This window comes from Emcibacter sp. (assembly GCF_963675455.1).
Lineage (GTDB): Bacteria > Pseudomonadota > Alphaproteobacteria > Sphingomonadales > Emcibacteraceae > Emcibacter.
Genome location: NZ_OY776217.1, coordinates 1,556,815 through 1,575,681, shown reverse-complemented (window position 1 = coordinate 1,575,681; position 18,867 = coordinate 1,556,815). Strand labels below are relative to the sequence as shown.

At 54.3% G+C, this 18,867-nt stretch carries 26 protein-coding genes; 2 read left to right on the top strand and 24 right to left on the bottom strand.

The window, feature by feature from the left end; translation table 11 throughout:
- Nucleotides 1-38: 38 nt before the first annotated feature.
- Entirely contained in the window at nt 39-674 is a 636-nt protein-coding gene (locus tag ACORNT_RS07185; RefSeq protein WP_321397403.1) for a hypothetical protein, read from the top strand.
- Nucleotides 675-676: 2 nt separating this feature from the next.
- Here ACORNT_RS07185 and ACORNT_RS07180 read toward each other — a convergent pair whose 3' ends face one another.
- The 21 genes from ACORNT_RS07180 to ACORNT_RS07080 form a co-directional block, all read right to left on the bottom strand.
- Nucleotides 677-1,519 carry a DUF2163 domain-containing protein gene (locus tag ACORNT_RS07180; RefSeq protein WP_321397401.1) on the bottom strand — a complete coding sequence of 281 codons (843 nt, stop codon included), beginning with the start codon at nt 1,517-1,519 and terminating at the stop codon, nt 677-679.
- Nucleotides 1,520-3,868, bottom strand: coding sequence for a DUF2460 domain-containing protein (locus tag ACORNT_RS07175; RefSeq protein ID WP_321397398.1), 2,349 nt, complete (start codon nt 3,866-3,868; stop codon nt 1,520-1,522).
- Complete coding sequence (locus tag ACORNT_RS07170) at nt 3,868-4,449, bottom strand: hypothetical protein (RefSeq protein ID WP_321397394.1); 582 nt, start codon at nt 4,447-4,449, stop codon at nt 3,868-3,870. The genes ACORNT_RS07175 and ACORNT_RS07170 overlap by 1 nt, the downstream gene beginning before the upstream one ends.
- A gap of 60 nt (nt 4,450-4,509) precedes the next feature.
- Nucleotides 4,510-4,848, bottom strand: coding sequence for a hypothetical protein (locus ACORNT_RS07165; RefSeq protein ID WP_321397392.1), 339 nt, complete (start codon nt 4,846-4,848; stop codon nt 4,510-4,512).
- The gene (locus tag ACORNT_RS07160; RefSeq protein ID WP_420717523.1) at nt 4,832-5,011 is read right to left on the bottom strand and encodes a phage tail assembly chaperone; all 180 of its coding nucleotides are present in this window, start codon (nt 5,009-5,011) and stop codon (nt 4,832-4,834) included. The genes ACORNT_RS07165 and ACORNT_RS07160 overlap by 17 nt, the downstream gene beginning before the upstream one ends.
- Before the next feature lie 38 nt (nt 5,012-5,049).
- Nucleotides 5,050-5,364 (bottom strand): gene transfer agent family protein, encoded by a 315-nt coding sequence (locus ACORNT_RS07155; protein WP_321397390.1) that lies wholly within the window; start codon nt 5,362-5,364, stop codon nt 5,050-5,052.
- Entirely contained in the window at nt 5,364-5,780 is a 417-nt protein-coding gene (locus ACORNT_RS07150; RefSeq protein ID WP_321397387.1) for a phage tail protein, read from the bottom strand. The genes ACORNT_RS07155 and ACORNT_RS07150 overlap by 1 nt, the downstream gene beginning before the upstream one ends.
- A gap of 45 nt (nt 5,781-5,825) precedes the next feature.
- Nucleotides 5,826-6,224, bottom strand: a complete 399-nt coding sequence (locus ACORNT_RS07145) for a DUF3168 domain-containing protein (protein ID WP_321397385.1) — start codon at nt 6,222-6,224, stop codon at nt 5,826-5,828.
- A complete protein-coding gene (locus tag ACORNT_RS07140) occupies nt 6,221-6,568 on the bottom strand; it encodes an HK97-gp10 family putative phage morphogenesis protein (protein WP_321397382.1) in 348 nt (115 codons plus the stop codon). Before ACORNT_RS07140 ends, ACORNT_RS07145 begins: the two co-directional genes overlap by 4 nt.
- The gene (locus ACORNT_RS07135) at nt 6,568-6,885 is read right to left on the bottom strand and encodes a phage head closure protein (RefSeq protein WP_321397379.1); all 318 of its coding nucleotides are present in this window, start codon (nt 6,883-6,885) and stop codon (nt 6,568-6,570) included. The genes ACORNT_RS07140 and ACORNT_RS07135 overlap by 1 nt, the downstream gene beginning before the upstream one ends.
- Nucleotides 6,882-7,436, bottom strand: coding sequence for a head-tail connector protein (locus ACORNT_RS07130; RefSeq protein ID WP_321397377.1), 555 nt, complete (start codon nt 7,434-7,436; stop codon nt 6,882-6,884). Before ACORNT_RS07130 ends, ACORNT_RS07135 begins: the two co-directional genes overlap by 4 nt.
- Nucleotides 7,433-7,723: a hypothetical protein gene (locus ACORNT_RS07125; RefSeq protein WP_321397376.1), complete on the bottom strand. Its 291-nt coding sequence runs from the start codon at nt 7,721-7,723 to the stop codon at nt 7,433-7,435. Before ACORNT_RS07125 ends, ACORNT_RS07130 begins: the two co-directional genes overlap by 4 nt.
- Nucleotides 7,723-8,106, bottom strand: coding sequence for a hypothetical protein (locus ACORNT_RS07120; RefSeq protein ID WP_321397373.1), 384 nt, complete (start codon nt 8,104-8,106; stop codon nt 7,723-7,725). The genes ACORNT_RS07125 and ACORNT_RS07120 overlap by 1 nt, the downstream gene beginning before the upstream one ends.
- Nucleotide 8,107: 1 nt before the next feature.
- Nucleotides 8,108-9,139: a hypothetical protein gene (locus tag ACORNT_RS07115; RefSeq protein WP_321397371.1), complete on the bottom strand. Its 1,032-nt coding sequence runs from the start codon at nt 9,137-9,139 to the stop codon at nt 8,108-8,110.
- A gap of 30 nt (nt 9,140-9,169) precedes the next feature.
- Nucleotides 9,170-10,375, bottom strand: coding sequence for a phage major capsid protein (locus ACORNT_RS07110; RefSeq protein WP_321397367.1), 1,206 nt, complete (start codon nt 10,373-10,375; stop codon nt 9,170-9,172).
- Nucleotides 10,376-10,378: 3 nt separating this feature from the next.
- Nucleotides 10,379-10,918: an HK97 family phage prohead protease gene (locus ACORNT_RS07105; protein ID WP_321397364.1), complete on the bottom strand. Its 540-nt coding sequence runs from the start codon at nt 10,916-10,918 to the stop codon at nt 10,379-10,381.
- Between the two features lie 37 nt (nt 10,919-10,955).
- Entirely contained in the window at nt 10,956-11,273 is a 318-nt protein-coding gene (locus ACORNT_RS07100; RefSeq protein ID WP_321397361.1) for a DUF6127 family protein, read from the bottom strand.
- Nucleotides 11,274-12,497, bottom strand: a complete 1,224-nt coding sequence (locus tag ACORNT_RS07095; RefSeq protein ID WP_321397358.1) for a phage portal protein — start codon at nt 12,495-12,497, stop codon at nt 11,274-11,276. It lies immediately after the preceding gene.
- 138 nt (nt 12,498-12,635) lie between these two features.
- Complete coding sequence (locus tag ACORNT_RS07090) at nt 12,636-13,973, bottom strand: DNA-packaging protein (protein ID WP_321397355.1); 1,338 nt, start codon at nt 13,971-13,973, stop codon at nt 12,636-12,638.
- A complete protein-coding gene (locus ACORNT_RS07085; RefSeq protein ID WP_321397352.1) occupies nt 13,970-14,359 on the bottom strand; it encodes a hypothetical protein in 390 nt (129 codons plus the stop codon). Before ACORNT_RS07085 ends, ACORNT_RS07090 begins: the two co-directional genes overlap by 4 nt.
- 458 nt (nt 14,360-14,817) lie before the next feature.
- Complete coding sequence (locus ACORNT_RS07080; protein ID WP_324292368.1) at nt 14,818-15,666, bottom strand: fructosamine kinase family protein; 849 nt, start codon at nt 15,664-15,666, stop codon at nt 14,818-14,820.
- A gap of 94 nt (nt 15,667-15,760) precedes the next feature.
- On the opposite strand from ACORNT_RS07080, the gene ACORNT_RS07075 reads away from it, so the two are divergent.
- Nucleotides 15,761-15,940, top strand: coding sequence for a hypothetical protein (locus tag ACORNT_RS07075; RefSeq protein ID WP_321397346.1), 180 nt, complete (start codon nt 15,761-15,763; stop codon nt 15,938-15,940).
- 6 nt (nt 15,941-15,946) lie between these two features.
- On the opposite strand, the gene ACORNT_RS07070 is transcribed toward ACORNT_RS07075, so the two are convergent.
- From ACORNT_RS07070 to ACORNT_RS07060, 3 genes are all read right to left on the bottom strand, one after another.
- Nucleotides 15,947-17,161 carry a surface lipoprotein assembly modifier gene (locus ACORNT_RS07070; RefSeq protein ID WP_321397343.1) on the bottom strand — a complete coding sequence of 405 codons (1,215 nt, stop codon included), beginning with the start codon at nt 17,159-17,161 and terminating at the stop codon, nt 15,947-15,949.
- Nucleotides 17,162-17,333: 172 nt separating this feature from the next.
- The gene (locus ACORNT_RS07065) at nt 17,334-18,365 is read right to left on the bottom strand and encodes a YheT family hydrolase (protein WP_321397340.1); all 1,032 of its coding nucleotides are present in this window, start codon (nt 18,363-18,365) and stop codon (nt 17,334-17,336) included.
- Nucleotides 18,352-18,822 carry a GNAT family N-acetyltransferase gene (locus ACORNT_RS07060; RefSeq protein ID WP_321397337.1) on the bottom strand — a complete coding sequence of 157 codons (471 nt, stop codon included), beginning with the start codon at nt 18,820-18,822 and terminating at the stop codon, nt 18,352-18,354. The genes ACORNT_RS07065 and ACORNT_RS07060 overlap by 14 nt, the downstream gene beginning before the upstream one ends.
- Nucleotides 18,823-18,867: the final 45 nt, after the last annotated feature.

The following is an 18,867-nucleotide window of genomic DNA, read 5'->3' as shown; positions in this document are numbered from 1 at the left end:
CTGAAAACTGAAAAAATTAATGCAAGGGATGTTGAATTATGGATATGAATGTTGTGGGGATGCACATACACGAACTGCGGAACCAGTGCCGTTTTATCGAGGCCAATGTCGGTGTACTCAACCAGTCGCTGGAAAAACAGGCCCCGGTCGGGATTTTCTTCGCACTTCAGGGCATCATGACCTCCGCCAACCAGCTTGCCCGTATCCTGTGGACCCCTCGCAAGGGAGGCAAGGAACGCGCGACAAAGCTTCGGGAAATGCTGGGCCTGACCGAAAAACATCCCCTGAACAATGAAAGTATCCTGGCAATCTGGGACTATTCAGATGAAGCCAATGACCGGTGGATTGCCCAGTCCAAGGACGAATACATCCTTTATGATTTCATCGGTGACATTGCCAACAGCCAGCACAAAGATGTTGAAATGAAGAATATCTTCAGGGCTTTTGACATCAATTCCAAAATTTATACCTTCCGCGGGGTCGGCTACAATATGGACGCCCTGCTGAAAGCAATCGGCGATGTCAGCAACAGGGTCAATCAGATTCATGTCAGAATGTTCCCGGACCAGTGGAAGCAGGCTGACGAAAATGGTGTTGTTCCTGAGGCCGGAAATGACGCACCTCCAGCCAATGATACCAAAGAAGCTGCAGAAGAAGGCGCTGCAAAAGAATAATGTTATTTCAGTCCCGGGTAGTAATACAAGCTGTCGCTGCCCGGGACCATCGGTTCCCCTCCAAAATTCAGTATATTCTGAAATTTCTCGCGACAGCTTGACTGCCGTTTATTGCAACCGGCCTGTACCTTGAAAAGATCCCCCGTACCGATCGCTTTCGGCATTGCCTGCCCCAGGCTAAATTCACCGGACACATAACTACTAATTTCCACCTTCCGGCCGGCATTGGCGCCACTGATCCACCAGAGTATCCCATAGTCAAACCAGCCGTCTTCTTCTGCAATATCCAGAGAAGTGAAGCTGGCAAGCCCGGCAACCTCTGCGACGGCTCCCGTTCTGCTGTATTTCAGCAAATCCACGTGACATTGTTCCGATCCCAGATCGACCCGGCACTCAGGCGAATATTGTTGACCAATCGTCTGCTGCAGCTTTTGCATCAGCCCCCGTATTTCAACCGTGAAGTGAACCCCGCCGAGACTGAATTCACCAAGCCACCCACTTTGCATATTTATCCGGCCCTGCTCCGGCACCTGCCAGTTAATCAGAAAAATATCCACGCGTGCATGATCGTAACGGCCTGCCAGAATATCGTCCTCCCGCAGGGACGTATGAGAAAGAATTGCCGTAATATCCAGATTGTCGACATTCAAGGAGTTACTGCTGCTGATATCCGTCGGGATAAAGCCGCTGGTCGGCACATAAGACTGCCCGTCAAACTCGACCGGCTGATCGTGGGTGGTAAAGGCGTATCTTACTCCGTCCGTACGCGTCAGCACACAGCAACAGGTCAGGCTCAGCAATTCCTCGCCGAGGTGCTGTCGAAGCTCTTCAGAAACTGTTTTCACCTAGAGTCTCACTTCAACAAGGGAGATGGCGGGAATCTGGCCCGCGCGGAAGGTCTCCAGCGTCACCGAGAGATCGTCATCTGCAAACCTGACCGGCACATCGAATTCAAAACCGGCACTGATGGTACTATCCACCGCCGGGGGCACTTCAAACGAGATGAGACCGCTGGTGTTATCCAGCGCCCAGCCGTCCTGTTGTTCGATCCCATCAACAGCGACCCGAACAGTATCTGCCGCCGGTTTGCTAATGGTGCGCAACTGCGAATAGTCTTCACTCTGGTATATTTTAATCAGCTGGAAATCCGTTGCCTCTCCGTCGCCGACAGCAATCACCTGATCAGTCGGACCGACCTCTACAGAGGGCAGGCAGCTTTTATAATCTGTCCAGTCCCTGAAACGGAACCCGTAAGCCCGGCCCGCCCGCGCCCTGAAAAATACAATCAAAGCCGCCAAGTCGTCCTCCGACCGCAATCCGGTCCCGATGTCAAAAGTCATGCGGGCATCCGCCCATTCCCTGTTGCGTTGTTCATATCCTGACGCCATTTCCGACACGGTCGTCGAAAAAACCGGGCCACCGCCGGCACCGAAACTGATTTCGGAAGGAAAACGCACCTCGTGGAAACCGCTCATATCCTGCTCCTGATCCTGATTATAGACAAAACCGTCCCTGACGATCTGCGGAAAGGCCCAGACAAAAGTCTCCGCAAAGCCGCGTCCGAACCCGTCCTTCGCCGCCAGATCAATATTCCGCCATAACGATGCCGTTTCCGCCAAAAGGTTGAAACCGGCGAAATAATGCAGGTCCTGCAGGCCGTAACCCAATTGACTTGTTACGTAATCCACCGAGCTGTGATGCTTCCTCCACTGGCCGGAAATTATGAAATCATAGTCCTCAATCTGGAAAAAATCGAAGGCCGGCGCCTGCCACAGAACATGCGGAAAATTAACCGACTGAACCATGGGCGCCTCCTCCACCAGCACCTGCGGTGTATAGAACAGCAGCCCCACATTCGCGGCGGGAAATGAAGCCTTGATCTGATCCCTCAGATAAATAGTCGATTGCCCCAGCTTGTCCCCCAGCCAGTCAAGATAATGCTGTTGTTCCGGTGAAATTCCTTCGGTGATCTGTTGGTGTTGTTCAGGCACCTGCTGTCCCGTTTCCGCCTGATACATATCCATTGTCGGCGGATCATAAAAATACGGCACCCGGACAGCCCCCAGGCTGATCCACCACCAGGGCTCCCCGATCTGCAGCTCAATATCAAGGCCTTGATCCGCTGCGTGGGAAGCAAGGCTCAGAAACACTGCCGAAAGATAGTCCATGGCAACTGCATTGGTTGGCGCCACGAGGCTGGATGGCGGCTCCCATCCGGTCAGGGCCGGTGATCCGCCGTGGGCCACCTGCTGCCAGTCCGGCGGTATATTTTCCGCAAGGATCTCGTAAGACAGGGACAGAATGACCTGATAACCAAAACACTTTGCCTGCTTCAGAAAATCCCGGAGCCAGGCGGTTGCTGCCACATTAAGCGCACTTTCTTCAGGATCAACAAGGAAACGGTCCTCGTCAGCCGACCAGCCCAGGCTGAAATAGTGGCTCATGCCCACATAGTGATTAATCCTGTTCCGATAGCCGAGCTGGATCATGTTCCAGATCACCCGTTCCGGTGTCATATGATAACAATCATCATATCCGTTACAGATCCGCAGGGAATGCGGCTTGACGTAAATATCACCCACCTCTAGCGTTGAGGTACTTCCCTCCACCCGGATATCGGAAATCGACACTTCCGCCTCAACCGGATTTTCCAAGGGCCCTGTTGCATTTCCATCATAACCCGGCGGCACCAGACTGATGAACAGACGGTCAATATCGCCGGGCCAGACCGGGTCTGCCTCTTGAGGCAATTCAAATCCACCCGCCAGATCATCAAAGTCCAGACGGATCAGCGCGTCCTCCGCCTGACCTTCCGCATAGTTAGCCAGCCGCACATACCAGACATGAGGAGATCCTTCCTGATCCCGCCCTTCTATGGTCAGTGTCGGACCGTGTAATCCTTCCAGATTGACCACTCCGCTACTTTGCCAGCGGAAACTCAGAACCGTATGGCGATAGTCCCGGGATGTGACATATCTGAGCAAAGGATGATCGTGCCGGTCCTCGCTTTCCCAGATCAGGCCGCACAGATCCTCCCTGCGGTAAAACACCATATCGCATTTCAGCGCGTCAACTCCGTTAGTCACCACGGACGCTACCATCGGCCGGGGAAAATTCACCGTCCAGTAGCGGGGTGAAAAACGCCGGATCCAGTTGGTTTCCGGTTGATCCTGTTCGGTCGCCAGCCAGTACATCAGAGGTTCCGCTCTGCTTTGGCTAGCGCCCGCTGCACGGCCACGGCAATCTGGCCGGCGCTTTTCCGGCCCACCTGCGGCGTTTCTTTCCCGCCAGCCACATTAATCGTAATGTTGGTGACCCGCCCCGCAGAAGCACCGCCCCTGCCGCCCGGATCGGAAACAATCCGGCCGGGAGTATGCGGCATGAAAACCTCCGGTCCCTTTTCACCGACCAGATAGGGCCTGCCCGACGCCACGGTGCCGCCGCCTTCCCGTCCGAAAAACATGGAACTGACCAGGCTGCCGAGGGAAAGAGCACCACCGCTGTAAGCACCGCCGGTCATTCCCCCCAGACCGGCAGATAAAATATTCCCGAGAATATCATCCATGACCGACAGGGCTGTCTTTCTCAGGCTTTCAAAACTCAGTTCACCGGTATGGACGAAGTCTGTAAAGGCCCGGGACATCTGGCCGGTGACCGTCACTGTCGCACGATCCAGCGTCCCGAGGTCCTTGTGCAAATCACCGAGCGTATCCTTCAGACCGGAACTGTCCGCCCGCAATTTGACCACCAGAGAATCAAGAATGGTTTCCGTCATGGTTTCCCCATAAAAAAAGCCCGCATAAGCGGGCTGTTAAAATCAATATAATTGGTCAGATCAGCTGTTTTTGATCACCAGAATGGCCACCCGGCCTGTCAGGAAAAATCCGGCAGCAATGCCAATCAGTTCTTCCATATATTCAAGGTTGCCGTCTGTAAATCGCATGACCACATAAAGCATAATCAACACGCCGACGACCTGGAACGCATTGGCCGCCCGCATGAACAGTTTGCGGCTGTTGACGCTTTTGGCACTTTTGGGGGCTGCTTCTGCGGCACGCCCGGCCTTGCGATCGGCAACCCGTTCGCGCAGCGGTTTTCTTGGAGATGGAGGTGTCTTTTTAAACATCTGGCCAATATGTACCGCCTCTGCGTCAAGGTCAATGCCCGGCAGCAAACTTTTGCGCCAGAATTGACAATCCCTCGCTGGTCAACGGTTCCTCTGCTGCCCCTTGGAATTCCATAAACATTTGCCGCGCCTTTAACACCAACGCGATGTCCACCGATGTTGATTTCCAGAATTCCGAAGGGCTCCAGTCGAGGACACCAAAAGCCAGCATAGCCCAGGCAGACAGGACCGATCCTCCGGCCAGCCCGTTCAGGACTTTCCCGGCAATACAGGCTCCCCGCCACCGGTCAGGCAGATGGCGAGAATATCCCGCACGGCACTGATCGACTTGACCAGTCCTTCTTCCATGATCATTTTCCCGACCTGTTCAAAATCCGGCCGGTCCTGCATGGTCGCCCAGAGAATAACGGCCACTTCCCTGAGCCCTATTTCTCCGTCCGCCGCCTTTGTGGTCAACGCCAGAAGGCCGCCCAACCGCTCTTCAACCTCCATGATGGCCTGAAAGGTAGGACGCAGGACATATTCCTGACCGGCCAGGGTTAACCTGACATCACGTCCAGCCATTATTCAGCCGCTGCAAAAGTGATCGGTCCCGAACTTTCCAGCGCGATATTATAGGTCCGTTCCCCATTGTAATCGCCGGCATACTCCAGTGTTGTCATCTGAAAACGCCCGGTAAAGCTGTCGCCACTCTCGAAAATGATCCGATAGCTGTCCAGAGTAGCTTCCAGCGCCTTGGCCTGCATGACCTGTTCACTGTCCGAATTTGTGAAGATCCCGCTGCCGCCCAGGGACATATGCCGGATCCCCGCACCGGATAAAAGCTCGCGCCAGCCGGACGAGCCCTTGTGTGTGACATCCACAAGTTCATTCGCGAGCCTGAGCGACGTCGACCGCATACCGCCGATCACGCTGAAATTTTCGGGATCGCCCCCGTCTCCTATCTTCATCAAAAAGGCGCGGCCTTTTTCAATTGTCATTATATTCTCCCGAATAAGTCAGAACGGCGGACCGGACAGAATTCATCACAGAACTCTGGCCCGGTATCGCATCACGCCGTGACGGATGCGGCCGTCGGTTTCAAAAAAAGTTTCAAAAAATACAAACTGCAGAGACACAACCGAAAGACCATCTCCCTGCAGGGTTTCAGCGGTCACAAGGTCATGTGCCAGATCGGCAAGCTCCCTGATCTCCAGACCACCTGACTTTCCCGACCAGAGATGCAGGTCGAACAGAATTTCAAATCCCGAAAAGCTCTTGCTTGACCAGTCCCGCACTGACATATCGCCAATCGCCAGATAGGGAAGACTCGCACTTTCGGGAACATGATCAAAAATACCGCCAAGCCGATTATTCAGTTCTGTCGATCCCGCCAAAACGCCGTACACAGATTCCTGCAGTCTGTTCAATACCGACAGGCTCATTGACCTGCTCCGAAAGTTTCCGGTGACAACTCAAACAAGACCTTCACTTCTTCGGTTGCTGGCGTCAGAAAAGGGCGGGCAGGCATTTTCTGTGTTCCGAATTCCACATAGGGCGCATAGGAGACAGATGTCGTAACGTCAGCCCCTCGAGGTTTCTGCACCACCATAATACTTTCCGCCAGCGGACTATGAGTGTCTGCGGATTTTTTATTCCTGTAGACCCGATCCCTGGCCCCGGCGGCTATATCTGCCGCCATATTCTCCACGAAATTCATCAGTCGGTCTTCATAGGTGCGCCTGGCCTCAGCCAGTCCCACCCGCAGACGTTCCTGTCCCTCTAGCATCAGTTTTCCTCCTCCACGCGAAACATGAACCATCGGCCCCGGCCATCAGGATCCAGAACACTCAGCACCCGCCAGCGTTTGCCGCCCTGCAGCATCCTTCGACAGGGCTCCAGATCGGCTCTGAATCTTACACGGATATCCATTGTCCGTTTGGGCCGTTGCTGCCTGGCCTCCTGTGTCATTTTTGCAGAAACCGGCATTATCGCTGCCCAGACCGTCGCCACATCCCGCCATCCTGTGGCATAACCACCAGTGCCGTCAGGAGTCCGTTCCTCTTCCTGACAGGTCACCCGATATCGCAGCTCCTGATAGGTCACAGCTTCACCATGCGGTAGGGACGCCACAGACCTTCGGCAAGACGCTTTTCCCGAAGGGTATCCTCTCCGGCCGTGAAACACCCGGCAATCCAGTGCAACAGCCCCTGCCTGAGATCAGCAGGAACTTCATTCCAGCTGTCACCATATCCTGCCGTGAAAGTGGTGCGGATACCGGCAACCGGGATTTCAGGTAAGGGCCAGCCTTGCCCGTCCATTTGCACAAGCCGTGGCCGGAAGGACCCGGTATCAAGCAGATAGCTGTCTGCGGACAGTGGCGAATAATCCCCGTCTTTGAACACTGCGACTTCCTCCACCGACAATATGGGCGAAAAAGGCAGATAAACCGGTCCCATCCCCCAGTCATTTCGGAAACAGCGCCAGACCTGGTGTACCAGTTTGCGGTCTATAAAGGTCTCACAGGCCTGTCGCCCGGACCTGATCAGGCCAAGCAGCAGGCTGTCCTCATCCGCATGGTCGATTTTGAGGAATTCCTTCACCTCGGCCAGGGTCACGGGTTCGGCCACCGGTGGCGTAATCAGGTCAAGTTTCATTGCTCTTCCACCCTGATTGTCAGGGAACGTTCATCAGTACGCCCCTGGCTGGTTGATATCCTGTTAGTCAGGCGATAGATCACGCCAGTCACTCCACCGCTCACAAAGACTGCGGTCGCGCCGTTTGCAGGCACCGGCTCCTGATCAATCACAAGCCCCTGATCCACATCTTCCGGAAAAACCGACCAGCTGCTGGACGCAATATCCTCCCCGTCCAGCAGATAGTTGCTTCCCCAGTCGATGCTGAAGTCAACAACCGCTGCGGGATCTTTCAGATAAACAGTCATCAGACCGCCGGGTCCGCAATTTCGATATCCCAGCCATTGAACGTCAGTTCACTGCCCGCCACCAACTCAAGTGACGTACAGGTGGTGACATAAAGCAGCCGGGAGTTAGCCGTATCCAGCAGGGCCACATGATCGGCAATGCCGCCCTGGTCCACCAGAATCCCGGATTTGGATGCAACGGATATTTTTCGCCCGCTCACATCCCCGTCCGTCAGGGAAAAATCAGCGACGCTCATTGCCGCATCAGCCAGAAAATTGGCACCACCCGAATTTGCCTCGGCATATCCGGCCGGCTCCCCGGCACAGACGGTCATCAGATCACAGTTATTGCCAATCTCGTTCAGTGCCGCATCAAGGACACTATCATCTACTTTTTTTGCCATTTCAGAGTCTCATCATTCTGTTGGAATTGGGCGCGATCCGTCGTGTAGACCCCGCAATGATTTTCGGCCGGTTCCTTATCCCTGCCTGAAAACAACGGTCCACCGATGTTGCTGCTGGCCGGCTCAACACGACGACCAGTGATGTCACCATCTGGGTGGCATTTTCCGGGTTCAGGGCCTGTATCTGCAGCAGGGTTAAACCGGTTGCGCTCTGGGCGTGTACTGCCTCATGTGGGCTGACAGGCACGCCTGCCGCCAGGATTGTCTCCATCCCAGCCATAGCGCTCATACCGTCTGCTGGTGAAATAGCCTGCTTTTGCGTCAATTGCAGGGGTTCATCCACAACTGCAATGATACAGCCGCCTGGATTTACCAGCGACAGGGATGTCAATCCCGGACTGTCGGACCAGAGATCAAGAAAGGCTGTCTGGGGGAATAGCTCCGGCCCGCCCTCAATCACATCATGCTGCACACGGATGAAGTTGAACCCACTGGAGGATTGTTTCATCCGGATCCCGGCCTGGCCTGCGGAATAGGTTGAATCCTGTACCTGGATCTTGAGAACACCATCCGCATAGAGGCTGAGACTGTCCCCGACAGCCTCCAGCCGAAGGACAACCGTACTGTCATGGCCCACTTGAGGCCCCACACTGACCAGAACCGTCTCGCTGCCCTGGTCAAGTCTCAGGATCTGGTAGAATGTGCTGCCTGCATGGTAGGTCGCAAGATATCCGCTACCGCCATTGGCCGTATCGCCATATCTGAGGAGCAGAGCATTGGCAGAGGTGACAAAGGAAGACTCAATTGTCTGATCGTCCCCCGGCGCCTCGGCCGTATTGATCAGATAGACGGCTTCCCCGCCGGACCACCAGGGAGAGGCAAGACGTTCGGCAGCCCAGTCCACATAGACGGAACCTCCAGGCCTGATCTCGTCCGTCCAGCCTTCGCCGCCGGAAGACGGCAGATGTTCCTGGAGAGCCACATTGACCGTTTCTGTATCAAACTGGTCTTCAAAAATGTTAATCCAGGTCATCTGGTCCGCCCTCTAGTTGCGAGTATCGCCTCAGGCCGCAAACTGCAGCAGTTTTATCGCCTGATCATTGGTTACGGCTCCGCCGACCCGCTTGGTGGTATAAAAATGGATGTAGGGCTTGTGACTGTAGGGGTCGCGCAAAATCTTCGTACCCATGCGGTCCGTCACCGTGTAGGCCCGGTGCATATTGGCAAAGGCAATGGACAGGGCCCCAGATGCCCGGTCCGGCATGTCCGCCACTTCCACCACCGGATAGCCTAACAGACTGGAGGAGGCGCTGCCTTCCAGACCGGGACGCCAGAGGTAGTTGCCGTCTGCATCCTTGAATTTGCGAATTTCCGCCAGAAGGCCGGTATTCAGATAGAACCTGGATCCGGTGCGATAACCGGTTTTCATGCTATGTATCAGGTCGATCAGGATATCGGCCGGATCCGATGCCGCCCAGTCGCCGTTTACGCCAGTGGCAATCGCCTGTATCTCTCCGAAACTGCGAACAGCGTCATCGTCCGCGGAAGTGGTATAAGTCAAGAAGCCTTTCGGTTTATTGATACCGTTACCAGACACAAAGGCGGCATTTTCCTGGATCGCGAACTCTTCCGCCAGTTCCTCACCCAGCCACTGTTCCACATCGAAATGGGCATCATCCAGCATAACCTGGGTTGCTGCCGGGTTGGCATAAAGCTCGCCCAGAGGCGGATCGATTTCCGCCAGCTTGGGTGTGTCCGTTTCCACCCGGGCATCGGTTTCGGCTACCCAGCCGGAGGCGATCCCGCCCACATTGACGAGTTTCTTGTAGCGGGAGGTACCGATACTCATCACTTTCGCATCGGCACGGATCGGAGACAGCAGCCGAAGCCGTTTTTCCAGTTCGCGGTCCAGTTCCTGGGGTACTGCGTAACCGCCATCTTCGCCGCTCAGACTGTTCAGCGCCTTGACATCCAGTCCCTGCGACTGTCCTTTACGGATAAAACCATCATAAAAAGCCGCCTTTTCTTCGCGGTCATCTGTGGACGCCTCGCCATCGGACAAAGAAGGCCGTCGCGAAGCCATATAGACCCGGTTCATCTTCTGCTGAAGCTTGTCCAGTTCCCGGTTCATCCGGTCGAGTTTCTCGTCAGTCAGAACGTCCGCCGTCCCCTTTTCCTCCAGTTCCGCCAGTCGCTGATCGTTGACGGTCTTGAAGCTTTCAAAGGAAGACGTCAGGTTTTCCAGTGCCTCTTTTGTTTCCAGTGTCATGTTTTACCTTTCCTGTGTCATGAGTTTACTGAGATGATGCATGGCGGACAGCAGGTGCGCCTGCTCCGCAAATTGACCGGTGTCCGGCGGCAAAGTCTCGCCCTTGAGAGACAGAATGCGCGCCTTGTCATTCATGGGGAATGTGACCAGGGAGACTTCCCACAGGTCAACCTGTTGCAATATCCGGTGGCCATCCGCATGCCGGGCAGACTTCACCGTATGAAATCCAATGGACAGGCCATCCAGTGCGCCGCTTTTCACCAGGTCATATGCTTCCCCGGCCCGGCGCACCCCCGTCAAAAGCCTGGCCCGAATGAAAAGGCCATAGTGGTCTTCGAAGAGCTCATCGATAATCCCCACTGGTTCCCGGGGGTCATGCTGCCAGAGAAGCTTGATACCGCCCGCTTTCCGGTCCTGCAGGGAATTCCGGAAGGCACCGGGGAGGACCAGATCGTTGCCGTTGTCCAGTTGATTGAAGACGCTGGCATAGCCCTCGAAACAGCCGCTATCGCCACTGCCCTCGTCGGTCAGAAAGTCTGTCATTTAAATTTCCATTGTAAAAAATATGGCGAAGGCCGGTCTAGAATGCCTGCCCCAGATGCAACAGCTTCATCTTGACCGCGAGACCGAAGATCAGCCCGGTCAGAAAAATTTTAATGATCCATTTGATAATGATCTGACGGACCGTCTTGCGGGTCTCCCGCCAGCTGTCCAGCAGGGCCCGCAACTCACTGAGATCGCCCTGGGCATTCCTGTCCTGCAGCCCCAGATCAGAAAGTGCCCGCACCGCCCCTTCCTCCGTCGCCTTCTCAATCAGGTGATAAAGAGTCTCCCGGCTTAGCCCCTCCTCCGAGGCCTGACGGACGATATTCTGCAGGGAGGCAGATGGTTCGCGCATTTATCGATCCTCCCCGTCCGCCTGCTCCAGCGGCCCGAGGCCAACGGCAGCGCGATTTTCGTCCGTCGTCAGGAACTCTGCGGCACCGATACGCTGCCAGAGCAACTGGCGGTCATAATTCAATGCCGGGATGGCGTCCTGATCATAAGACAGCCTGATATCCTGCCCATATTCCGGACAAAGCCAGTTGTTGAGAGAGGAAATCACCCGCTCCATCATCGGCAACAGGGTCATGCGCCACAGGGCCCGGTTGGCTTCCTGAAAATTACTGTAGGTATTATCCCCGGGAATGCCCAGCAACATCGGCGGGATGCCAAACGCCAGGGCAACTTCCCGGGCACTGACATGTTTGCCGTTGATAAAATCCATGTCCGCCGGAGAAAAGGCAAGTTTCTGCCACTTCAGGCCGCCTTCCAGCAGCATGGGGCGGCCGGCGTTGCGGCTGCCCTGAAAACTGTCCGCCATTTCACTTTTAAGCCGATCGAACTGTTCATTGCTGAGGGAGTCCTGCCCCTCCCGGGCTTCGAAAACCAAGGCGCCGGACGGGCGGGCGGCATTATCAAACAACGCCTTGTTCCAGCTCGATGCCGCATTATGAACATCAACGGCCATGGCCGCTGCCTCCAGTGGTGACAAGCCGTAAAGATCATCCAGCGGGTGAAAATATTTCAGATGAAGAAGTGGGCTCGTCCCGTCCACCGGATCCACCGGGAAGACATGCTCCCGGCCGCCGAGGGAATAGACAAAAGCCCTGGGCCAACCGGATTTTCCCTGATCCAGCCGGATCCGGTCAGAACGCAACACATAAAGCTCCGACGGCAACCCGCCTGCACCCCGCACCAGTTCCACGTAACTATTGCCGGCGATATTCAGGAAGGAATAAAGGCTCTCCAGAAAAGTCATCCGGCCCTGCATCGGATTTGGCCGGCCAAGCAAATCCAATAACGGATGATGATCCAGCTTGCGGCCATCGCGAAACAAGATAAGCGGCACCGAAGCGGCGCTCTCTGCCAGCAGCTTTACCGACCGGTGCGCGACCACATTTTTCTTATAGCCTTCTTCCGCCAGGGAACGATAGGTCCGGTTGCTCCATCTGGCTTCCCCAAGACCAAGCCAGACGGTTTCAGCTCCCCTCTGCAGATGCGAGACAGCGCTTGATTTTTCCTCGCGGGTATTGCCGGACCGCTCACCGAACAGGCCCGCCAGTTTTCCAAATGGATTCATTTATTATTCTCCGGTTATGGGGATAACGGGCGGCAAAGTCACTGCTTTCCCTGCACGGTGCTCAAAAGCTTCTGTTCAACTATTGCAGGAGCAGCACCTTGCCGCCGTCTCCCGGTCAGCCATGGGAGGAACTGACCGTCAGAATGTAATTTCCCGGATGCGCGGCCGGTTTTCCCGTCGCAACATCAGGTCCGTCAATGCCCAGACCAGGGCATCAACCCGGTCCGGACTTTTACCCTTGCGAACTTCAGACTGGCTGAAGCCGCACATTTCCTCTTCCAGTTCCGGGAACATTCCATGATGGAAGACCCGCCCCTGTTCATAAAGCGCCGCGACCGGCTCGGCGCGGATAACCTTGCCCCGGCTTGCCCGTACCGGCAGATAGCTGACTTCCGGATCAATCTGACGGATCAGGCTTTCCACCAGATCGCCGCCATTGTTGACCTCGGCTACCAGCCTGTCTGCCGCATGTTCGTGATAGGCCTTGATCGCCCGACTGGCCCAGTCCAGCGGCCCTGTCCCCTGCACCGTATAATCCTGCAAGACATAGGCTTTTCCCGCCCGGTCACGACCTGCAACGATAATGCCGCATTGATCGGCATCCGGCCCGGACGTTACCGGCGGGTCCACCGCCACCACAATGCGCGAAAGTTCCGGCACAGAGGGGCCGCGACAGTTTTCCAGAAGATCCCGGCTCCAGAGAGCCCCTTCCATATCGGTTAGCAGATCACCGTAGAGCTCCTGCCGGCCAATGCGGGTGCCTTCATAACGCTCGCGAATTTCCTCGAGAAATGCCGGCGGCAGGTTGGCGCTGTTATCAAAGGTGTTACCGCGGGTGATGCGCACCTTTTCATCGTCCACCAGCTTGCGCAGCAGGGGGATATTCCGGGGTGTCGTGGTGATCATCACTCTTGGTTTGTTGCCGAGCCGCAACCCAAACAGAAGATTGTTCCAGGTTTCCTCCACATAACTCCATTTGGCGATTTCATCGACCCAGGCCAGATGATGCTGCGGGCCCCGCAACTGATCCGGCGATTCCGAAGAATAGAGAAAGGCCTGTATACCGTTTGGCCAGACCAGCCGTTTTTTTGATATTTCGAACTGCGGCCGGAAAGCTTCGGGGCAACAGGCCAGAATTCCACTCTCCCCCTGCACCATTGTCTGGACCGCGTCCAGATAACTGTCGGCCACCAAAGCGATCCGTTCCGGCGATCCGTCCGGCGCCTTGAGCGGACTTGGTCCTTCCACCTGGCTGCGGAGCCACTCCACTCCCATACGGGTTTTGCCGAAACCACGGCCCGCCATCACCAGCCAGCAGAACCAGTCCCCTTCCGGCGGCATCTGTGCCGGACGGCCCCAGAAGATCCAGTCATGAAGCAGCGCCTCGCAGTCCAGGTCCGACAAACTTTTCAGGACAAGCGTACGATCCCTTTCGTCCAGGTTTGCAATCCTGGCCGCCAATGTTCCTTCGCTCATGATTCAGCAGTTACTTCCGGTTCACGCCGGCCGGAGATTTCATCCAGTTTTTTGATCAGTTTGTTCCGGGCGCTGTCGGCGGCGACCCAGGACCGGGGCCTGCTTTTATTCTGTCCTTCAGAAAATATTTCCGGCCTGTGCGCCTTGAGAAGAAAAATAGCCAGTTTCTCATCCGGACCGATCCCTTTGCCGGTCGTCGCCTTGTCCGCTCCCAGCGCCCGATCCCATAACATCGCTTCCAGCTTGTCCAGTGCTTCATCCATGGCTTCCTGCCATAGTTTCCGGAATCTGCGATTGGAAACACGCTTGCGATAGATGAATGCCCGCGTCACTCCGGCTGCTGCAGTTGCCGCCGTCACATTACCGGTCAGGCGAAGCACGGACAAAAAACACTCTTCCGCCTCTGCCGTCCAGACCGTAGATGTCTTGCGAATCCGACTATCCTTCCTGCATAAAAAAACACCCGCCTCGAAAGACAGGTGTTTGCAAATTCGCGATAGGGACATATTGGGCCGTCCCGTGAGCTGATTTCCCACTATGCTTAATATAATACCCTACTAACCCCTATAAGTCAAGTATTATTTTCATATAAGAGGTATAAATAGGATAAATATTTATTAAAAATCTCATAAACTTCTTATAAATAGATTATATTTGCCTATAAACCCCTATTAAGGTAACCTTGTTTTGGATGAAGGTTTTCAAGCCCCCTTCATCTACCGGTCAGCATGGCATTGAGTTGTCATGTTGGGTTGCCTTTTAACGCGATTTTAGGCAACACGTGATCGAAACCCTCCTTGCAACTATGGCGCTCCCTCACGGGATGCGCCATTTTTTCTGCATCTTATAAATATTTTTCCAGGACTGCATTAAGCTGACTTACATACCCCCCGCCGAATAACCGTACATGCACCAGCAACGGATAAAGAAGATAAATATCCCTGCGCACCCGGAAAAAATCCGCATCCAGCAAACGTCGCTCTCCATAAACTTCGAAGAAATCCTGTCCCACCGTCCCGAACAGAGTCATGAAGGCCAGTTCCACTTCGGCATCACCATAATATATGGCGGGATCAATAATGCCGGTTACCCCGCCCTTGTCGGAAAGGATATTTCCGCCCCACAGATCACCATGCAACAGGGAAACCGGCGGCTTGTGACCGATAAATTTATCCAGCCGTTCCGCCAGTTTCAATACACGGCCATACACCTCGTCCGACAACTGCCCCGCCTGCCGCGCCAGATCAGCCATAAAAACAAGCCGGCGATCCCGGAAAAAAACACACCAGTCATCACTATCGTCATTGGGTTGAGGCAACGGACCGATTACAGTATCCATTTCAAAACCAAAATCCGGCCGGCTGATGGAATGCAGGTCCGCAATCATGGCCCCGAGGTGCCTTTCCGCCGCAACACTAAGAGCATTCGTCTTGCCCGGCAGATATTCCATTAACATATAGCCGTCTGCGGCACCAAAGACCTCGGGAACCGGGAGTGATGTAGATTTACGCAGATAGTCCAGCATAGAGGCCTCACAACGAAGGCTGTCTCCCTGCTTTACAACCACTGACATTCCGTTTTCCAGCCGCACAAGCTGCAGGTCAGCCAGACATCCGCCAGACAACAAAGAGCTGTTGACGACCTCACTGCCGAATACCTCTTTCATTATTTGTCGCACATCCTGAATGGACATTCTCCTCTCCGGACTGACATTTCACCTTGAAAAGTCAGTATCAGGCGGGTACAGCATAACATCAGCATCTCAACAGATTCAAAAGGACATTTTCATGGCGAAATATAACGTCACCCTCAAGGCAAGCCTGAAGCGCGGTACTTTTTATTGGGTTGCTGATGTCAATGCGGACTCTGAAGAGGAAGCCGTTGTGTCTGCTGAACATCTTTTCATGGAAGAAATTGAAAAAGCAGGGGAATGGGAATTTGACGACTATAATGTGGAACCAAGATAAAAATTTCTAGAAGGTTCTTGTCAGCCCCAGTTGAAAGCGATGTCGTTCATAACTGTAAAAACCTACATTTGACCTGTTGTTTGTATAGCTGTAGCCGAACACGGGAGCAAAGCCCCAGATTGACCAGTCCCGCTTGGTAAGATCAACAGACAGGCTGTAGCGTGTATCCTTCCTGTCCTCCCCATCGGTTTCGACGGCAAAGCCATTTTCAACCGCATCATAATAACGCAGAAGCACTTCGGGCCTGATCAGTAACGTAACACCCCGGCCAAAATCCTTGTAATAGCCGACACCAAGACGCATGGACAGATTATCCAGGTCTTCCGCCCTGGTTTCCTCCCAGGTGCCGCCCACAAGAAATTGCAACAGGCTTGACGACGTCAGGCTATAGCTCACCCGGGTCGTAATACTGGCCAGATGTCCATTCCGCCGCACGTCACGGTCATATTCCAGTTGCTGCCAGCTCAGGGTTCCGTCAAGACGCCACCGGCTGGACAGAACATGTTCCGCAAGAAGCTGCCCGCCGTAAGCATGGTTATAGGCTTCTCCGCCGTACCACCGGTAATACCCTAGAAACTGCGGCGTAAGCGCCGTCTTTTCGAAGACAAACCTGGGCCCGATGTTGCCGGACAGGAAAGTATCATTGAATTGTGACTTGCTGTATTGGGTATGATAAATGTCGAAACCGCTCTTGAGCTTTAGCTGATCACTCAATGGCCAGAAATAATCAAAACCCGTCGAGCCGATAATACCAAGACCCGAGGTTTCCCGGGCATCTTCCGAAAGATCAAAAGGCAGGCCGTAAATATAGACCGTATCCTGGTCTGTTGCAGCGGTGATATTACTGTCAGGAGCAATGGCAAAATAAGCCCTGACCTGCCATCTTTTTCGTTTCCGTATCTCGTATAGAAAACGATTAACATTCTGTTCCACGGCAGGCGGCAACTTTTCCCCCAGGACAAGCTCGAAATGATGTCTGGCGCTTGCGTCCTCACCAGCTTCGAAAAGCGCCCGGGCAAGTTCGAGCCGAACCCGGGTTAATTTGGGATGCCTGGACAGAATATCGCGATATATATCAATAGCATCGTGGTAGCGTTTTTCCAGACCAGCGATCTGCCCGGCCAGAAACTGTTCCTGTACCGGGTCGGGGGTGAGCCCCTTCACCTGGGCAAGGATCTGCCTGGCCTCATCAAGGCGGCCTTCCAGAATAAGTTTTTCCACAAAAGGAAGAACCTCCCCCGCCTTCAGCTTAAAGGTCTGCCCCGCCGGTGGAGACTCGACAGCACGAGCTGAACTGCAAAGCACACAAAAAAAGGCAAATAGAACTGTGTATAGAATAGCTGCGCTTTTCCGAACCCTCAAAACATCCCCCGTCAATTACTCCTACAAACCGTCACGACAGATGCAGGTCGAAAAACAGCGCCGCAAGCCGGTCATGCCAGGGCACCTTGTTGTCCTGAGTATGAAAACCCGCATGTCCCCCGTCATCAGTCAGAAGGACGGTGATATTCTTATCCTCAGGCCAGTTTCTTTCTTCATAAATCCTCGCCGGCACCCAGGGATCATTCTCCGCATGGACAAGAAGCGTGGGCTTGAGAATCTCCGCAAGAAACCCAGTTGCAGACTGGCTCGCGTAATAATTCTCTGCTCCGCCCAGATTATGGATCTTGGCAACATATTTATCATCGAACTCATATATGCTTTCCGCCGCCAGCGCGGCATTGGTCACAGAAACCGGATATCCCTCCCGCGCCAGATTGAGGTTTGCCTGACTCTTCAGTCCCTGTAAAATATAACCATGATACAGACTATTGCGTTTTTCCATCAACTTCTGTTCTGTAGCCTTGAGGTCTATGGGAACCGAAAATCCGACGGCCGCCCGCACGATGGTCTCTCCAACTGCTTCACCAAGATATTTCAACAGCATATTCCCGCCCAGGGAAGCGGCATGGACAAAAACACCCCGGGAGCGATATTTCTCGGGCAGCTGGGCGAGAACCGATATCAGGTCATCGGTCAGGCCGGCATGGAAAGGACCGTGACTGGTTTTCCCGGATGGGCCTGACCCACGCAGGTTCAGGCGCAATACCGGGAATCCCTGTGAAATCAGATAGGCCGCCGACGAAATAACAGAGGCTGATTCCTCGCTGCCGGTGATGCCATGAATTAAAATAACCAGATTCTTTACAAGAGGCCTATCCTCTTCATTGTCAGCGTGGAAAGATCCGACAAGTTTCTGCCCATTTTCTATTTCAAACAACAGGCGTTCGCCTGAATTTTGCAATGCAAGCGGGGGGCCAAGAATAGTATTGCGCATGGTCTGCAGGTCAGGACCGCCCCACTGCCGGCTTCCGATAAACTCCGGGATCTCCAGACCTTCCGGCTTTCTCCCGAGGAGCCGATAACCGCAGTTATTTGCGCTCATATTCCTCCTCTTTCTCATCAAGCTTCATTTCAAAGGTAACCCAGCGGGATCTCTTGCCGAATCTTTGGTAAAAGGCCAGGGCATCCGGACGATCTTCGTGTGTGATCCAGCGAATCATTGTACAGTTCTGAGTCTGCGCAATATTCTTGATGGCTTCCAGCATGGCTTCACCAATACCGTGACGGCGCGCTTCACTGGCCACATAAATGTCATCAAGGAAAATACCAACCTCACCGGCCAGAGGCCGCAGGAACCGGCGATAATGAACGATACCGACCGGCTTGCCGTCCAAAATGGCCGCCAGGCCCCGTAACTCGGTCTCGTGGCCACCCAGCCACACCCAGACCTTGTGAAGCTGCTCGTCCGTAATCGGTACCCCATAGGAATCCGCATAGCCCCTGTACAGCGTTGCCCAGTCTTCAAACTGAAGTTGGCGGATTTCAACTATTTCGACCATTATAACCCCTTGTGTTTTCTTCAATATATAATAAAAAAGCCGCCT

What these genes read in the sequence shown, in the direction of transcription:
- ACORNT_RS07155 (WP_321397390.1), bottom strand. Translation starts at nt 5,364, where the DNA reads ATGGCTGGACGTGATGTCAGGTTAACCCTGGCCGGTCAGGAATATGTC.
- ACORNT_RS07170 (WP_321397394.1), bottom strand. Translation starts at nt 4,449, where the DNA reads ATGACGGAAACCATTCTTGATTCTCTGGTGGTCAAATTGCGGGCGGAC.
- ACORNT_RS07080 (WP_324292368.1), bottom strand. Translation starts at nt 15,666, where the DNA reads ATGTCCATTCAGGATGTGCGACAAATAATGAAAGAGGTATTCGGCAGT.
- ACORNT_RS07115 (WP_321397371.1), bottom strand. Translation starts at nt 9,139, where the DNA reads ATGACCTGGATTAACATTTTTGAAGACCAGTTTGATACAGAAACGGTC.
- ACORNT_RS07095 (WP_321397358.1), bottom strand. Translation starts at nt 12,497, where the DNA reads ATGAATCCATTTGGAAAACTGGCGGGCCTGTTCGGTGAGCGGTCCGGC.
- ACORNT_RS07185 (WP_321397403.1), top strand. Translation starts at nt 39, where the DNA reads ATGGATATGAATGTTGTGGGGATGCACATACACGAACTGCGGAACCAG.
- ACORNT_RS07075 (WP_321397346.1), top strand. Translation starts at nt 15,761, where the DNA reads ATGGCGAAATATAACGTCACCCTCAAGGCAAGCCTGAAGCGCGGTACT.
- ACORNT_RS07065 (WP_321397340.1), bottom strand. Translation starts at nt 18,365, where the DNA reads ATGAGCGCAAATAACTGCGGTTATCGGCTCCTCGGGAGAAAGCCGGAA.
- ACORNT_RS07090 (WP_321397355.1), bottom strand. Translation starts at nt 13,973, where the DNA reads ATGAGCGAAGGAACATTGGCGGCCAGGATTGCAAACCTGGACGAAAGG.
- ACORNT_RS07150 (WP_321397387.1), bottom strand. Translation starts at nt 5,780, where the DNA reads ATGACAATTGAAAAAGGCCGCGCCTTTTTGATGAAGATAGGAGACGGG.
- ACORNT_RS07100 (WP_321397361.1), bottom strand. Translation starts at nt 11,273, where the DNA reads ATGCGCGAACCATCTGCCTCCCTGCAGAATATCGTCCGTCAGGCCTCG.
- ACORNT_RS07145 (WP_321397385.1), bottom strand. Translation starts at nt 6,224, where the DNA reads ATGAGCCTGTCGGTATTGAACAGACTGCAGGAATCTGTGTACGGCGTT.
- ACORNT_RS07175 (WP_321397398.1), bottom strand. Translation starts at nt 3,868, where the DNA reads ATGTACTGGCTGGCGACCGAACAGGATCAACCGGAAACCAACTGGATC.
- ACORNT_RS07105 (WP_321397364.1), bottom strand. Translation starts at nt 10,918, where the DNA reads ATGACAGACTTTCTGACCGACGAGGGCAGTGGCGATAGCGGCTGTTTC.
- ACORNT_RS07130 (WP_321397377.1), bottom strand. Translation starts at nt 7,436, where the DNA reads ATGAAACTTGACCTGATTACGCCACCGGTGGCCGAACCCGTGACCCTG.
- ACORNT_RS07060 (WP_321397337.1), bottom strand. Translation starts at nt 18,822, where the DNA reads ATGGTCGAAATAGTTGAAATCCGCCAACTTCAGTTTGAAGACTGGGCA.
- ACORNT_RS07140 (WP_321397382.1), bottom strand. Translation starts at nt 6,568, where the DNA reads ATGCTAGAGGGACAGGAACGTCTGCGGGTGGGACTGGCTGAGGCCAGG.
- ACORNT_RS07160 (WP_420717523.1), bottom strand. Translation starts at nt 5,011, where the DNA reads ATGCTGGCTTTTGGTGTCCTCGACTGGAGCCCTTCGGAATTCTGGAAA.
- ACORNT_RS07120 (WP_321397373.1), bottom strand. Translation starts at nt 8,106, where the DNA reads ATGGCAAAAAAAGTAGATGATAGTGTCCTTGATGCGGCACTGAACGAG.
- ACORNT_RS07110 (WP_321397367.1), bottom strand. Translation starts at nt 10,375, where the DNA reads ATGACACTGGAAACAAAAGAGGCACTGGAAAACCTGACGTCTTCCTTT.
- ACORNT_RS07125 (WP_321397376.1), bottom strand. Translation starts at nt 7,723, where the DNA reads ATGACTGTTTATCTGAAAGATCCCGCAGCGGTTGTTGACTTCAGCATC.